This window comes from Stappia sp. (genome assembly GCF_040110915.1).
Lineage (GTDB): Bacteria > Pseudomonadota > Alphaproteobacteria > Rhizobiales > Stappiaceae > Stappia.
Map to the genome: position 1 here is coordinate 3,525,708 of NZ_CP157793.1, position 15,064 is coordinate 3,540,771.

The window sequence follows — 15,064 nt, forward strand, 5'->3', positions numbered from 1 at the left end:
GAAATGCTCTAGCCCAGCGCCTCCCAGGCCTTGGCGTCGAAGCCGATCAGCCACTGGTCGCCCTTTTCCAGGATCGGCCGCTTGATCGCCGAGGGGTTGGCTTCCAGAACGGCGATGGCGGAGGCCGCATCGGTGACGCCGTCGCGCGTCGCCGCGTCGAGCTTGCGCCAGGTCGTGCCGCGCGTGTTGACGAGCGGCTCCCAGCCGAAGGCGTCGACGAAACGGCGCAAAAGGTCCGCATCGACGCCCGCCTTGCGGTAGTCGTGGAAGACATAGCCGACGCCGCGCTCGTCGAGGAAGCGGCGCGCGGCCTTCACCTTGTCGCAATTGGCGATACCGTAGAGCGTGGCGGTCATGTCGGCCTCCTGGAATGATCGATGGCGGGCAGGGCGCCCGCGCAACAGGACACCACGGGAGCGCCCAAGGCAATGGGGGGAGCGCCGAAGGCAATGGCCGAACGAGCCGCATCGCACGATCCGGGCACCGTCCCCTGGCGCCAGAAGCTGCGTCTCGCCAGCGGCCTGGTGCTGCTCGCCTTCGCCTTCACCCATCTGCTCAACCACGCGCTGGGGATCGTCTCGCTGGAGGCCATGGAGGCCGGGCGGGCGGTCTTTCTCGCCCTGTGGCGCAGCCCGCCGGGCACCGCACTGCTGATCGCCGCCCTTGTGTGTCACGTCTCCCTCACACTGTGGAAGACCGCGCGGCGACGGACCTGGCGCCTGCCGGCCTGGCAATGGGCGCAGCTCCTGCTCGGCCTGGCGATCCCCTATCTGCTGATCCCCCACGCCATCGGCACCCACGGGCTGGCGCAGCGCTTCGGCTATGAGGACAGCTACCGCAACGTGCTCACCGTCCTGTGGCCGGGTCTTCTGGTCAATCAGACGCTGCTGATGGGCCTCGTCTGGCTGCATGGCATGCTGGGCGTGCATTTCTGGCTCCGCGTCCGGCCCGACTACCGGCGCTGGTTTCCCTGGCTGCTGTCGGTGGCCGTCCTGATGCCGGTGCTGGCGAGCTGGGGCTGGATCGACGCCGCCCGCCGGCTTTCGCTCGCCGAGGACGTCCCCTTCCCGCTCAGCCCCGAGATGATCGCCTGGTCCGATCCGCTGGTGCGCGCGGTGCAGATCGCCTTCTTCGCGCTCGTCGGCCTCGTCGCGGGCGTGGTCGCGATCCGCGCTCTGGCGCGCCGCGTCCGGCGCACCGTGGAGATCACCTATCCCGGCGGTCGCGGCGTGAAGGTCGTGCCGGGTCCGACGCTGCTGGAGATCAGCCGCATGAACGGCATTCCCCATGCCGACGTCTGCGGCGGGCGGGCCCGCTGTTCCACCTGCCGCACGCGCATCCTGTCGGGCGGCGAGACGCTGGGCGCGCCGACGGAAACCGAACGCAAGGTGCTTGCGCGCATCGGCGCCGACGAGACGGTGCGTCTGGCCTGCCAGATCCGGCCGCAGACCGACATGACGATCCAGCCGCTGGTGCCCGCCCGCGGGGTGGCGCGCGGCGCGCCGGGCGACGGCGACGCCTATCACTGGGGCGTGGAACAGCCCGCGGCGGTGCTCTTCGTGGATCTTCGCAACTTCACGGGCCTTGCCGAAAACCGGCTGTCCTACGACACGGTGTTCCTGCTCAACCGCTATCTCGGCGAAACCGCGCGGGCGATCGAGAGCTGCGGCGGCTATGTCGACAAGTTCATCGGCGACGGCGTGATGGCGATCTTCGGCATGACCGACGGGCTGCGCGCCGGCTGCCGCGACGCGCTGGCCGCCACCAACGCCATCGCCGAACGGATGGAGCATCTCAACGCGGAACTTGCCGGCCAGCTCGACGCCCCCTTGCGGATCGGCATGGGGCTGCATGCCGGCCCGGTGATCCTCGGCCGGATCGGCGCCGCCGACCGCCAGGGGGCAAGCGCGCGCATCACGGCGCTTGGCGACGTGGTCAACATGGCAAGCCGGCTGGAGGCGAGCAGCAAGGAGTTCGGCGTGTCGCTGGTCGTGTCGCACGATGCCGTCGAGGCCGCTGGATTTGCCTGCGACCCGACCCACTTGAAGGAATTGGCCGTGCGCGGGCGCACGGCCCCCTTGCGCGTTTTCGCGCTCAGCCCGCCCGCCCCCCTGATCGAGCGCGAGCCCGCCCGCCCCGCCGACCGGAGCCCGAGTGCATGACCGTCCGCTATTCTCCGAAGGAGATGCTTGCCCGCCTCGTCGCGTTTCCGACCGTGTCGAGCCGGACCAATCTCGACCTGATCGCCTTTGTCGAGGACTATCTCGCCGGCCATGGCGTGCCCAGCGTGCGCGTGCCGGACGCAACCGGCGAGAAGGCCGGTCTCCATGCCATCATCGGCCCCAGGGTCGACGGCGGCGTCGTGCTGTCCGCCCACACCGACGTCGTGCCTGTCGAAGGACAGGCCTGGTCCTGCGACCCCTTCACACTGACCGAACGCGACGGACGGCTCTATGGCCGCGGCACCTGTGACATGAAGGGCTTCGCCGCGCTGATGCTGGCCGCCGTGCCGGAGATGCTGGCCGCGCCGCTGGCGCGGCCGATCCATCTGGCGCTGTCCTACGACGAGGAAGTCGGATGCCTTGGCGCACCGCATGTGATCCGCGCCATGCTCGCGGACGGTCCGCGCCCGGACCGGGTCATCGTCGGGGAGCCGAGTTCCCTGAAAGTGGTCACAGCGCAAAAGGGCACGGGACTGCTGCGGGTGACGGTGAAGGGGCATTCGGTCCATTCCAGCCAGTGGGATCGCGGCGTCTCGGCGGTCGCGACCGCCGCGCGTCTGATCGCCTGGCTCGACGACCGCACGCGCGAAAATCAGGCCGCCGCCTCCCCCGACAGCCCGTTCGACCCGCCCTTCACCACGCTGCATTGCGGACTTGTCGAGGGCGGCACGGCATCGAACATCGTGGCCAGTCTGTGCCGCTTCACCACGGATATCCGCTGGCTGCCGGAGGACAGCTTCGACGCCTGGCAGGCGCGTTTCGAAGACTTCGTCGACACGCAGATCCGCCCCGGGATGCGCCGGATCCACCTGGACGCCGACGTGATCGTCGAACGCGGCTCCGTCGTGCCGCCGCTGCGACCGGAATCCGACGGCATGGCGGAAGCGCTCGCCCGAAGGCTTACCGGCGACAATGCCCATCACGCGGTCGTCTACGGAACGGAGGCCGGCCAGTTCCAGGACGCGGGCCTGTCGACGGTGGTGTGCGGTCCCGGTTCGATCGACCAGGCGCATCAACCGGACGAATTCATCGACACCGCGCAACTGGCCGCGGGCGCGCGCATCATGTCCCGCCTTGTCGAAGCGCTGTCGACCTGATCGAGTGACCAACGGGAAACTGCAAGCTGGACGGGCCGCCGTGCAGTTGCTTAGATGCGGGTTCCGGTGCGGCACGCAGGCGTGTCGCCCACGATCCCGCGGAAGGAGCGCGATCCGGCAGAAAAACGAGTGAAAACACCGGTTTCTGCGGGCGCGGCGCGGGTCGACATCTTGGCAACCGACATCGGATCGACAGTCTGAACACAATCGCATCAACATCGAACCGGCACCGGCACCAAGAACCCGGACGCCGATAAAACCAACGAGGGGACCCATGCGATACTTCAAACCGCTTGCCGCGGCCGCGCTTGCCGCGTCGCTGATGGGCACGGCCGCCTCGGCCGAGACGCTGCGCTACGCCTTCCAGGGGACGCTGAACCAGCTCGACCCCTATTCGCTGAACGAGACCTTCACGCTCGGCTCGCTCGGCAACGTCTACGAGGGGCTGACCCGGCGCGCCCCCGACCTGACCATCGAGCCCGCGCTTGCAGAACGCTGGGAGGTGATGGAGCCGAACCGCTGGCGCTTCTACCTGCGCCAGGGCGTGACCTTCCACAACGGCAATCCCTTCACCGCCGACGACGTGGTGTTTTCCGCCGACCGCGTGCGCTCGGAGGGCTCCGACCTGACGACGCGCATCGGCGCGGACGTGGAGGTCGTCAAGGTGGACGACTATACGGTCGACTTCATCCTGCCTGGGCCGAACCCGATCCTGCATTACGAGTGGGATACCTGGTACATCATGGACAAGGAGTGGACCGAGGAGAACGGCGCCGTCGCCGTGACGTCGGCCTCCGACACCACGCCGAACCACGCGGCGCTCAACGCCAACGGCACCGGCCCCTACAAGGTGGCGAGCCACGAATCCGGCGTGCGCACCGTCTACGAGAAGAACGAGAACTGGTGGGACACCCATGACGGCAACATCGACACCGTCGAGTTCACGCCGATCGGCTCCGACGCGACCCGCATCGCCGCGCTTCTGAGCGGCGAGCTGGACATGGTCTATCCGGTGCCCGTTCAGGACATCAAGCGCGTCAACGACAACGAGGGCACCAAGGCGCTGACCGGGCCGGAGCTGCGCACGATCTTCCTCGGCTTCGACCAGAAGCGCGACGAGCTGCTCTATTCCGACGTCAAGGGCAAGAACCCGTTCAAGGACGTGCGGGTGCGCAAGGCGTTCTACCAGGCCATCGACATCGAGGCGATCAAGGACAAGGTGATGCGCGGCCTGTCGACCCCGTCGGCGCTGATGATCTCGCCCTTCCAGTTCGCCCGGTCCGACGAATTCGAGCGCTATCCCTACGACCCCGAGGCCGCCAGGGCGCTGCTCGCCGAGGCCGGCTATGCGGACGGCTTCAGCGTCGGCATGGACTGCCCGAACGACCGCTATGTGAACGACGAGGCGATCTGTCAGGCCGTCGCGGCCTTCCTGGCGCGCATCGGCGTCAAGGTGGACCTCAACGCCCAGCCCAAGGCGCAGTATTTCGCCAAGGTGCTGGCGTCGGGCGGTTACGACACCTCCTTCTACCTGCTCGGCTGGACGCCGGGCTCCTTCGACAGCTGGAACGTGCTGCACAATCTGAACGGCTGCCGCGACGACACGGGCGCCGGCGGGCCGTTCAACCTCGGCGGCTACTGCAATCCCAAGGTCGACGAACTGGCCGCGAAGGTGCTGTCGGAGAACGATCCGGACGTCCGCAACGGCCTGATCGCCGAGGCCTTCACGCTGATCCATGAGGACGTGTCGCACATTCCGCTGCACCAGCAGGGCCTCGCCTGGGGCGTGGCGGCCAACGTGGATCTGGAACAGCGCGCGGACAACCAGTTCCACTTCCGCTGGGTCACCAAGAACTGAGCGGCGCACAGCCGCCCTTCGCCCGGCCCGGCGGGATCTGACCGCCGGGCCGGTGCCTTTGGTTCGAGCGACATCGAGGCCCCATGCTCGCCTTCTCTATCCGCCGGCTGCTGCAGGCCGTTCTGGTCATGCTCGTGGTCGCGCTGATTTCCTTCACGCTGTTTCGCTTCGTCGGGGATCCGGTCAACCAGATGGTCGGCGTCGAGACAACGCCCGAACAGCGCGAGGCGCTGCGCGAACGGCTCGGCCTGAACGACCCCGTGCTGGCGCAATTCGCCCGCTTCGTGGCGCGCGCCGCGCAGTTCGATTTCGGCACCTCCTACCAGTTCCGCCAGCCCGTCGCCGAACTGATCGGCAAGCGGCTGCCGGCCACGCTGGAGCTGTCCTTCGTCTCCGCCCTCTTCGCCCTGCTCGTCGGCATTCCGATGGGCGTCTACACCGGTCTGCACCGCGACAGCTGGCTGTCGAAGATCTTCCTGTCGGTGTCGCTGATCGGCATCTCGCTGCCCACCTTCTTCATCGGCATCCTGCTGATCTTCCTGTTTTCGGTGACCCTCCAGTGGCTGCCCAGTTTCGGGCGCGGCGAGGTCGTGCAACTCGGCTGGTGGTCGACGGGGCTCCTGACCTGGAGCGGCCTCAAGGCGCTGATCCTGCCGTCGATCACGCTGGGGCTGTTCCAGATGACGCTGATCATGCGCCTCGTGCGCTCCGAGATGCTGGAGGTGATCCGCACCGACTACATCAAGTTCGCCCGCGCCCGCGGCCTGAAGCAGCGCTCGATCCATTTCCGCCACGCGCTGAAGAACACGCTGGTGCCGGTGATCACCATCACCGGCCTGCAGCTCGGCTCGATCATCGCCTTCGCGATCATCACCGAGACCGTGTTCCAGTGGCCGGGCATGGGGCTGTTGTTCCTGCAGGCGGTGCAGAACGTCGATATCCCGATCATGGCCGCCTATCTGATGCTGATCGCCTTCCTCTTCGTGGTGATCAATCTGATCGTGGACCTGCTCTACTTCGTGGTCGACCCGCGCCTGCGGGTCGAGCGCGCGACGCACTGACGGACGGGAGGACGCACCGATGACTTCCGCCAACAAGACCTCGCCCGCTTCCCCGTCTCCGGAGGCCGCCGTCCCCGATGCCGCCGCCCCTGGCACGCAAACGCCGGCGCCGCGCGGCCTGCTGGCGCGCGCGCTCGACAGCGACATCCTGCATTCCTTCCTGCGCTCGAAGGTGACGATCCTCTCCGCCATCGTGACCTTCGCCTTCTTCATCGGCGCGGGCTTCGCGCCCTGGCTTGCACCGCACAACCCCTTCGATCTCGCCACGATCTCCATTCTCGACGCGCGCCTGCCGCCGGTGGGCATGGAGTATGCCGACCCGCGCTTTCTGCTGGGCACCGACGACCAGGGCCGCGACGTCTTCTCCGGCATTCTCTACGGCGCGCGCATCTCGCTCGCCGTCGGTTTTCTCTCGGTGTTCTTCGCGGCGGTGGCCGGCGTGCTGCTCGGGCTGATCGCCGGCTATGTCGGCGGCAAGGTGGACGCGGTGATCATGCGCATCGCCGAGGTGCAGCTCACCTTCCCGGCGATCCTGATCGCGCTGCTGGTCGACGGTGTCGCGCGCGCGCTGGTCGGCAATCTCGACCGGGAGCGCTTCGCCTTCTGGATCCTGGTGTTTTCCATCGCGCTGTCCTTCTGGGTGCAGTTCGCCCGCACGGTGCGCGGCTCCACGCTGGTGGAGCGCAACAAGGAGTATGTGCAGGCCGCGCGGCTGATCGGCATTCCCTCCTTCCTCATCATGATCCGCCACGTGCTGCCGAACGTCATGGGCCCCGTGCTGGTGATCGCCACCATCAACCTGGGGCTTGCGATCATCCTGGAGGCGACGCTGTCGTTCCTGGGCGTCGGCATTCCCTCGACGCAACCGTCGCTCGGCACGCTGGTGCGGATCGGCAACGACTTCCTGTTTTCCGGTGAATGGTGGATCGCGATGTTCCCGGGGATCGCGCTGGCGATCCTGGTGCTCGCCGTGAACCTTCTGGGCGACTGGCTGCGCGATGCGCTCAACCCGAAACTGCGCTGATGCAAGCGGTGGGACGACACGAGACATGACACGCACACCCCTGCTTTCGGTGAAGGACCTGAGGGTCGAGTTTCCCACGCGACGCGGCGTGCTCACCGCCATCGACGGCATTTCCTTCGACATCGAGGAAGGCGAGGTGCTGGGCGTCGTCGGCGAATCGGGCGCGGGCAAGTCGATCACCGGCACGGCGGTGATCGGTCTGCTGGAACCGCCCGGACGCATCGCCGGCGGCGAGGTCCGGCTGAAGGGCGAGCGCATCGACACGCTGCCGACCGCCGAGATGCGCAAGGTCCGGGGCAAGCGCATCGGCATGGTGTTTCAGGACCCGCTGACGAGCCTCAATCCGCTCTTCACCATCGGCGACCAGATCATCGAAACCATCCTGACGCATCTGCCCGTCTCCGAGCGCGAGGCGCGCGAGCGCGCCGTGGCGTTGCTGGAGGAAGTCGGCATTTCCGCCGCGGGCGACCGGCTGGACGCCTATCCGCACCAGTTTTCCGGCGGCATGCGCCAGCGCGTGGTGATCGCGCTCGCGCTCTGCGCCGAGCCGGAACTTGTGATCGCCGACGAGCCGACCACCGCGCTCGACGTTTCGGTGCAGGCGCAGATCATCCGCCTGCTGCAGCGCGTGTGCCGCGACCACGGCACGGCGGTCATGCTGATCACCCACGACATGGGCGTGATCGCGGAAACCGCGGACCGGGTGGCGGTGATGTACTCCGGACGCATTGCCGAGATCGGGCCGGTGCGCGACGTGATCAAGGCGCCGCATCACCCCTACACGGTCGGCCTGATGGGCGCGATCCCCGCGCTCACCGGCGAGCACGACCGCCTCACCCAGATCCCCGGCTCCATGCCCCGTCTCGATTCCATTCCCGCCGGCTGCGCCTTCAACCCGCGCTGCGATCAGGTGATGGACCGCTGCTATCGCGAGCGACCCGAGCCGATGCGCGCCGGCGAAAGCCTGGCCGCCTGCTGGAAGCTCGTCGAAGCGAACGAAAGGAGCGCAGGATGAGTGCCGCAACCGCGCAAGCCTCCGGGGACGCGTCTCCGGTCGTGGAGGTGAAGGGCCTGTCGCGCACCTTCGACGTTTCGAAGCCCTGGCTGAACCGGGTCCTCGAGCGCAGTCCGCGCGCCCTTCTGCGCGCGGCGCAGGACATTTCCTTCTCCATCGCACGGGGCGAGACCTTCGCGCTGGTCGGCGAATCGGGCTCCGGCAAGTCGACGGTGGCCAAGATGGTCGTCGGCCTGCTGGAGGCAAGCAGTGGCGACATCCGCATCGACGGCGTCGACATGCGCGCGCCCCGCCAGTCCGGCACCGAGATGCGCGAGCTGCGCCGCCGCATCCAGATGATCTTTCAGGACCCTTACGCCAGTCTCAATCCGCGCTGGCGGGTGGACAAGATCATTGCCGAACCGATCCGCGCCTTCCGCATGGAATCCTCCGAGGAGGCGATCCGGGCAAGGGTGGCGGAGCTTCTGGAGCTCGTGCGCCTGCACCCGCGCGACGGGGCGAAATATCCGCACGAGTTTTCCGGCGGGCAACGCCAGCGCATCTGCATTGCAAGGGCGCTCGCCTCCAGGCCGGAGTTTCTGGTCTGCGACGAACCGACCTCGGCGCTCGACGTCTCGGTGCAGGCGCAGATCCTCAACCTGATGCGCGACCTGCAGGACGAGTTCGGCCTCACCTATCTCTTCATCAGCCACGATCTCGCCGTCGTGCGCCACATGGCGAAGCGCATCGGCGTGATGTATCTCGGCCGGCTGGTGGAGGTCGCCGACGGCAAGGAGCTGTTCCGCACCCCCCGCCACCCTTACACGCGGATGCTGCTGGAAGCGGTGCCGGATCTGGAGATGACGGGCACGCCCCGCCGGGCGGTGGAGGGCGAGATCCCCAACCCGATCAATCCGCCCCCGGGCTGCGCCTTTCACCCGCGCTGCCCGCTGGCCAACGACCGCTGCACGCGCGACTTGCCGCAGCTCCAGATGATCGGCGACACGGGCGTCGCCTGCCACGCGGTCGAGGAAGGGCGGACCGCCCCTTGAGGCACGTGCGCCGCCGGAGGCGCGATGCGGCTTGACGTTTGCGACAGCGGGGGGCTTAACAGGGCGACCGGGGCGGCGCGCCCCATGCCCCGCCGCGCTTGCAGCTCCCTTGTTCTTGCGAACTAAAGCCCCCCAAGAGATCGACAAGAGATCGCATGACTCCGACCGCACCGGCCGCCCCCGCCGCATCTGACATCGAAACGTCGGCGCCACGGACCGCACGCAGCGTGACCCGCCTCGCCATCGCCGGCATGACCTGCGCGGCCTGTTCCGCGCGGGTGGAGAAGGTGCTCGCCCGCACCCCCGGCGTGACCCGTGCCACCGTCAATCTGCCGCTCGAAACCGCGCTGATCGAGACCGACGGCAGCCTTACGGCGGCCGATCTGGTGCGCAGGGTGGAGGCAACCGGCTTCACGGCGCGCGAGACCGCGTCGTCCTGGCAGGGCGAACACGAACGCCAGCAGGCGGCGGAAGCGGCCGCCCTGCGCGCGGAAAAGGCCACGCTCTACCTGCTGATCGCCGCCGCGATCGCCACCGCGCCGATGGTGATCGGCATGGTCGCGCAGCCCTTCGACCGCGACTGGATGCCGCCCGCGCTCCTGCAGGCGGCGCTGGCCGGCTTCGTGCAGATCTTCGTCGGCGCGCGGTTCTATGCCGGCGCGGTCAGGGCCCTGCGCACCGGCGGGGCCAACATGGACGTCCTCGTCGTGCTCGGCACGACGGCGGCCTTCGCCTACAGCCTGTATCTGACCGCGAACGCCTGGCCCGCCGATCCCGGACACCTCTATTTCGAGGCCTCGGCGGTCATTCTCACCCTCATCCTCGTCGGCAAGCTGCTGGAAGCCCGCGCGAAGCGCGCCACCACGGCGGCGATCCGCGCGCTCTCCGATCTGCGGCCGCTCACCGCCCATCGCATCATCGGCGAGACGACCGAGACCGTGGCCGTCGACGCCCTGTTTCCCGGCGACCGCGTTCTGGTGAAACCCGGCGAGCGCCTGCCGGTCGACGGCACGGTCGTCGAGGGCACGAGCGATCTCGACGAATCCCTGCTGACCGGCGAGAGCATGCCCGTCGCGAAGTCCGTCGGCGACGCGGTGATCGGCGGCACGATCAACGGCGCCGGCGCGCTGATCGTGGAGGCGACGGCACTTGGCGCCGACAGCCGGCTCGCCGCGATCATCCGCCTGGTGGAAACCGCCCAGGCCGTCAAGGCCCCGGTCCAGAAGCTGGTCGACCGGGTGTCGGCCGTCTTCGTGCCCGTGGTCGTCGCCATCGCGGGCCTGACCGCGCTCGGCTGGTGGCTGATGGGCGCCGACGCCGACACGATCCTGGCGACCTCCGTCGCCGTGCTCGTCATCGCCTGCCCCTGCGCGCTGGGGCTCGCGACCCCGACCGCGCTGGTTGCCGGCACGGGGGCCGCGGCGCGCGCCGGCATTCTCATCCGCGACATCGACACGCTGGAGCGGGCGCACGGGGTCGACACGGCCGTTTTCGACAAGACCGGCACGCTGACCGAGGGCGCGCCGCAGGTGACCGACATTCGCGCCTTCGACCGGAACGACGACCGGCTGCTGCGCATCGCCGCGAGCGTGCAGCTGCCGAGCGAACACCCGCTCGCCCGCGCGATGGTCTCCGCCGCCGAGGCGCGCGGTCTGGCGCTCACCCGGCCGACCGGTTTCACCGCCGTGCCGGGTCAGGGGATCGTCGCCGAGATCGCCGGCGAGACGGTGCTGATCGGCAACGCCCGGATGATGCAGGCGCAGGGGATCGACGGCTTCCTCGCCGGGCAGATTGCGCGCGAGTTCGAGGCCGCCGGCAAGACCTGCGCGACCGTTGCCGTCGCCGGGCGCGCGGTCGGCGTGATCGCCATGGCCGATGCGGTGCGCGCGGAAAGCGCACAGGCGCTTAAACGCCTCGCCGAGGCCGGTGTCGAAAGCGTGATGCTGACCGGCGACACGGACGCGGTGGCAAAGGCGATCGCCCGCCAGATCGGCCTGACCCGCGTCATCGCCGGCGTGCCCCCGGAAGGCAAGGCCGAGACGGTCGCCGCGCTCGCCGGCGAGGGGCGCTGCGTCGCCATGATCGGCGACGGCGTCAATGACGCGCCGGCGCTGGCCGCCGCCGACGTCGGCATCGCCATGGGCTCGGGCGCGGATGTGGCCATGGAAACCGCCGGCATCACCTTGATGCGCCCACGCCCCGATCTCGTCGCCGATGCGATCCTCGTGTCGCGCGCGACCGTGCGCAAGATCCGCCAGAACCTGTTCTGGGCCTTCGTCTACAATGTCGTGGGCATCCCGCTCGCGGCCCTGGGGCTCTTGACCCCCGCCTTCGCGGGCGCGGCCATGGCGCTGTCTTCGGTGTCGGTGGTCACCAACGCAGCCCTTCTACGCCGCTGGAAAGCGGCCGCGCGCTGACCAACTCCCTCGCGGATTGATTGCGGGGCATTTATCCTACAAAAGGGAAGACCGCTCAGGACAGATCCCTGTCCGACAGATCTTTGGCCGACACGTCCCGGTCGGACACACACTGGAGCACGCGATGGCCCGCCTCGACCCCAAGTCCCTGCGCTCCCGCCTGTGGTTCGACAATCCGGACAACCCGGGCATGACGGCGCTCTATCTGGAGCGCTATCTCAACTACGGCCTCACCCGAGAGGAACTGCAGTCGGGCAAGCCGATCATCGGCATCGCGCAGACGGGCTCGGATCTCTCGCCCTGCAACCGGCATCATCTGGAGCTGGCCCGGCGCGTGCGCTCCGGCATCGAGGCGGCCGGCGGGGTCTGTCTGGAGTTTCCGGTCCACCCGATTCAGGAAACCGGCCGCCGTCCGACCGCCGCGCTCGACCGCAACCTCGCCTATCTGGGTCTCGTGGAGGTGCTGCACGGCTATCCGCTCGACGGGGTCGTGCTCACCGTGGGCTGCGACAAGACCACGCCGGCCTGTCTGATGGCGGCGGCGACCGCCAACATCCCGGCCATCGCGCTCTCGGTCGGACCAATGCTCAACGGCTGGCATCGCGGCGCGCGCACCGGCTCCGGCACCATCGTGTGGAAGGCCCGCGAGTGGCTGGCCGCCGGCGAGATCGACTATGCCGGTTTCATGGAACTTGTGGCCTCCTCCGCCCCGTCCGTCGGTTATTGCAACACCATGGGCACGGCGACGACGATGAACTCGCTGGCCGAGGCGCTCGGCATGCAGTTGCCCGGCGCGGCCGCCATTCCCGCCCCCTATCGCGAGCGTGGGCAGATCGCCTATGAGACCGGCCGGCGGATCGTCGACATGGTCTGGGAGGACCTGCGCCCCTCCGACATCCTGACCCGCGCGGCCTTCGAGAACGCCATCGTCGTCACCTCGGCCATCGGCGGGTCGACCAACGCGCCGATCCATCTGAATGCCATCGCCGCCCATCTCGGCGTGCCGCTCGACAACGACGACTGGCAACGTCTTGGCCACGACGTGCCGCTGCTGGTGAACATGCAGCCGGCGGGGGACTATCTGGGCGAGGACTACCACCGCGCCGGCGGCGTGCCGGCGGTGATCGCGGAACTGATGAAGGCCGGCCGTCTGCCGCATCCCGATGCGGTCACGGTGAACGGACAAACGCTCCGGCAGAACTGCAAGGACGTCGAAACCCTCGACCCGCGCGTCATTCGCCCCGTCGCCGATCCGCTGGTGGACAAGGCCGGCTTCCTGCACCTCAAGGGCAATCTCTTCGACAGCGCGATCATGAAGACCAGTGTGATCTCGGCCGATTTCCGCGACCGCTATCTCTCGAACCCGGACGACCCGGACGCCTTCGAGGGCCGCGCCATCGTCTTCGAGGGACCCGAGGACTATCACGCCCGCATCGAGGACCCGGCGCTGGAGATCGACGGGAGCTGCCTGCTGGTCATTCGCGGGGCCGGACCGGTCGGCTATCCGGGCGGCGCGGAGGTGGTCAACATGCAGCCGCCGGCAACGCTTCTGAAGCGCGGCATCGCCTCGCTGCCCTGCCTTGGCGACGGTCGCCAGTCGGGCACCTCCGGCTCGCCCTCGATCCTCAACGCGGCACCCGAGGCGGCCGTCGGCGGCGGGCTCGCGCTGGTGAAGACCGGCGACCGCCTGCGCATCGATCTGCGCCGGGGCACGGCGGACATCCTGATCTCCGACGCGGAGCTGGCCGAGCGCCGCGCCGCCCTGGAGGCCGGCGGCGGTTTCCCCGTCCCGCCGCATCAAACACCCTGGCAGGAGATCCAGCGCGGCCTCGTCGACCAGTTCGACGCCGGCATGGTGCTCAAGCCCGCGACCCGTTATCGCGACGTGGTGCGCTCCGGCGGCCCGCCGCGCGACAATCACTGAGCGCGCCCGCTTTCCGGTTGACGATTACGTAAGCGTCATGCTCTCTTGCCCCGGTCCGGGCACGTCCGGGCACAGAGGGACCAGCCCGCAGGGGCAGCAAGAAGAGAGCACAATGACACTCGACCAACTGACCGAAACGGTGCGCGGCAAGGTGGCCGGCGGCGGCATTTCCGACACCGTGAAATTCGATCTCGGCGACGACGGCGTGATCTACGTGGACGGCGCCGAGGTGAGCAACGAGGACCGCGAGGCGGATTGCACCATCTCGATCAGTTCGAAGAACCTCGAGGCGCTTCTGGCCGGCGATCTCAATCCGACCACGGCCTTCATGACCGGCAAGATCAAGGTGGACGGCGCCATGGGCGTCGCCATGAAGCTTGGCAGCATCGTCTGACGCCGACGCTCCCGACACGCCGCATGGCGCCGATCCGCGGATCGGTACTTTTCCATCGAACTGGCGCTTCCGGCATGGCGCAGGGGATCTATCCTCTCGCCGTTCCGGGATCCTTTTCCTCGCTCAGGGAGCGCCACATGACCGAGATCGACAGCCGCCGCGCGCGGTTTCGCGCGCTGCACAACCTTCACGACTGCTTCATCCTCCCCAACGCCCACGATATCGGCACGGCCCGCATTCTTGAGGGACTGGGCTTTTCGGCCATCGCCACCACAAGCGCCGGATTTGCCTTCACGCAAGGGGTGCGCGACGGCGAGGGCCGGATCGGCCGCGACAGCGCGCTTGCCCATGCGGCCGAGATCGTCCGCGCCACGGACCTCCCGGTGAACGCGGATCTGGAGAACGGATACGGCCACGACCCGGAGGACGTTGCGGAGACGGTCCGGGCTGCGCTCGACTGCGGACTTGCGGGATGCTCCATCGAGGATGCGAGCGGGGATCCGTCGGCCCCCTATTACGCCCTCGACCACGCGGTCGCGCGGATCGAGGCCGCCGTCGCCGCCAAGCGCGCGGCGCCGGACTTCGTCCTCACCGCCCGTGCGGAAGCGCCGATCCGCTCGCGGCGCGATCTCGACGCGACGATCCGGCGTCTGGCGGCCTATCGGGACGCCGGCGCCGACGTGGTCTACGCGCTCCACCTGAGGGACCGTGCGCATATTGCCCGCGTCGTCGCCGAGGTCGGCCGGCCGGTGAATGTCGTCACCGGCGCCGGAGAATTTCCTCTCACGCGCGCGGATCTCGCCGCTCTCGGCGTGCGACGCATGTCGGTCGGCTCCGGACTGGCGCGGGCCGCCTTTGGCACCTTCCACGATGTCGCGCACAGGCTGAAGCGGACCGGACGCTTCTCGACTGGCGGACGGATCGAGCGTCTGACCGCTTTCGACGATCTGCTCGCACCCCCGCGCCAGCCCGGCTCTTGACGCCGGCGCTCCCCTGTCGTCCGTATGTCCCGAACGATCGA

General features: G+C 68.6%; 12 protein-coding genes. 11 read left to right on the top strand and 1 reads right to left on the bottom strand.

Annotated features, from left to right (window positions below):
* Window positions 1–8: 8 nt before the first annotated feature.
* Window positions 9–356: an ArsC family reductase gene (locus tag ABL312_RS15705; RefSeq protein WP_349358343.1), complete on the bottom strand. Its 348-nt coding sequence runs from the start codon at window positions 354–356 to the stop codon at window positions 9–11.
* A gap of 93 nt (window positions 357–449) precedes the next feature.
* On the opposite strand from ABL312_RS15705, the gene ABL312_RS15710 reads away from it, so the two are divergent.
* The 11 genes from ABL312_RS15710 to ABL312_RS15760 all read left to right on the top strand — a co-directional run bounded on the left by ABL312_RS15710 (window position 450) and on the right by ABL312_RS15760 (window position 15,023).
* Window positions 450–2,162, top strand: coding sequence for an adenylate/guanylate cyclase domain-containing protein (locus ABL312_RS15710; protein WP_349358344.1), 1,713 nt, complete (start codon window positions 450–452; stop codon window positions 2,160–2,162).
* Window positions 2,159–3,319 carry an acetylornithine deacetylase gene (gene argE, locus ABL312_RS15715; protein ID WP_349358345.1) on the top strand — a complete coding sequence of 387 codons (1,161 nt, stop codon included), beginning with the start codon at window positions 2,159–2,161 and terminating at the stop codon, window positions 3,317–3,319. The genes ABL312_RS15710 and argE overlap by 4 nt, the downstream gene beginning before the upstream one ends.
* A 274-nt stretch (window positions 3,320–3,593) precedes the next feature.
* Entirely contained in the window at window positions 3,594–5,177 is a 1,584-nt protein-coding gene (locus ABL312_RS15720) for an ABC transporter substrate-binding protein (RefSeq protein WP_349358346.1), read from the top strand.
* Between the two features lie 83 nt (window positions 5,178–5,260).
* On the top strand, window positions 5,261–6,238 hold the full coding sequence (locus ABL312_RS15725) for an ABC transporter permease (RefSeq protein ID WP_349358347.1): 978 nt from the start codon (window positions 5,261–5,263) through the stop codon (window positions 6,236–6,238).
* A 19-nt stretch (window positions 6,239–6,257) separates the two neighbouring features.
* Window positions 6,258–7,262 (top strand): ABC transporter permease, encoded by a 1,005-nt coding sequence (locus ABL312_RS15730; protein WP_349358348.1) that lies wholly within the window; start codon window positions 6,258–6,260, stop codon window positions 7,260–7,262.
* 25 nt (window positions 7,263–7,287) lie between these two features.
* Window positions 7,288–8,277 (top strand): ABC transporter ATP-binding protein, encoded by a 990-nt coding sequence (locus ABL312_RS15735; protein ID WP_349358349.1) that lies wholly within the window; start codon window positions 7,288–7,290, stop codon window positions 8,275–8,277.
* Complete coding sequence (locus tag ABL312_RS15740) at window positions 8,274–9,308, top strand: oligopeptide/dipeptide ABC transporter ATP-binding protein (protein ID WP_349358350.1); 1,035 nt, start codon at window positions 8,274–8,276, stop codon at window positions 9,306–9,308. The genes ABL312_RS15735 and ABL312_RS15740 overlap by 4 nt, the downstream gene beginning before the upstream one ends.
* Window positions 9,309–9,535: 227 nt before the next feature.
* Complete coding sequence (locus ABL312_RS15745; RefSeq protein ID WP_349358351.1) at window positions 9,536–11,725, top strand: heavy metal translocating P-type ATPase; 2,190 nt, start codon at window positions 9,536–9,538, stop codon at window positions 11,723–11,725.
* Between the two features lie 124 nt (window positions 11,726–11,849).
* A complete protein-coding gene (locus ABL312_RS15750; RefSeq protein ID WP_349358352.1) occupies window positions 11,850–13,649 on the top strand; it encodes an IlvD/Edd family dehydratase in 1,800 nt (599 codons plus the stop codon).
* Window positions 13,650–13,761: 112 nt separating this feature from the next.
* Window positions 13,762–14,043, top strand: a complete 282-nt coding sequence (locus ABL312_RS15755; RefSeq protein WP_349358353.1) for an SCP2 sterol-binding domain-containing protein — start codon at window positions 13,762–13,764, stop codon at window positions 14,041–14,043.
* Window positions 14,044–14,180: 137 nt separating this feature from the next.
* Window positions 14,181–15,023: an isocitrate lyase/phosphoenolpyruvate mutase family protein gene (locus ABL312_RS15760; RefSeq protein WP_349358354.1), complete on the top strand. Its 843-nt coding sequence runs from the start codon at window positions 14,181–14,183 to the stop codon at window positions 15,021–15,023.
* Window positions 15,024–15,064: the final 41 nt, after the last annotated feature.

Coding starts and splice junctions, on each gene's coding strand:
- ABL312_RS15705 (WP_349358343.1), bottom strand. CDS start 356: ATGACCGCCACGCTCTACGGTATCGCCAATTGCGACAAGGTGAAGGCC.
- ABL312_RS15710 (WP_349358344.1), top strand. CDS start 450: ATGGCCGAACGAGCCGCATCGCACGATCCGGGCACCGTCCCCTGGCGC.
- argE (WP_349358345.1), top strand. CDS start 2,159: ATGACCGTCCGCTATTCTCCGAAGGAGATGCTTGCCCGCCTCGTCGCG.
- ABL312_RS15720 (WP_349358346.1), top strand. CDS start 3,594: ATGCGATACTTCAAACCGCTTGCCGCGGCCGCGCTTGCCGCGTCGCTG.
- ABL312_RS15725 (WP_349358347.1), top strand. CDS start 5,261: ATGCTCGCCTTCTCTATCCGCCGGCTGCTGCAGGCCGTTCTGGTCATG.
- ABL312_RS15730 (WP_349358348.1), top strand. CDS start 6,258: ATGACTTCCGCCAACAAGACCTCGCCCGCTTCCCCGTCTCCGGAGGCC.
- ABL312_RS15735 (WP_349358349.1), top strand. CDS start 7,288: ATGACACGCACACCCCTGCTTTCGGTGAAGGACCTGAGGGTCGAGTTT.
- ABL312_RS15740 (WP_349358350.1), top strand. CDS start 8,274: ATGAGTGCCGCAACCGCGCAAGCCTCCGGGGACGCGTCTCCGGTCGTG.
- ABL312_RS15750 (WP_349358352.1), top strand. CDS start 11,850: ATGGCCCGCCTCGACCCCAAGTCCCTGCGCTCCCGCCTGTGGTTCGAC.
- ABL312_RS15755 (WP_349358353.1), top strand. CDS start 13,762: ATGACACTCGACCAACTGACCGAAACGGTGCGCGGCAAGGTGGCCGGC.
- ABL312_RS15760 (WP_349358354.1), top strand. CDS start 14,181: ATGACCGAGATCGACAGCCGCCGCGCGCGGTTTCGCGCGCTGCACAAC.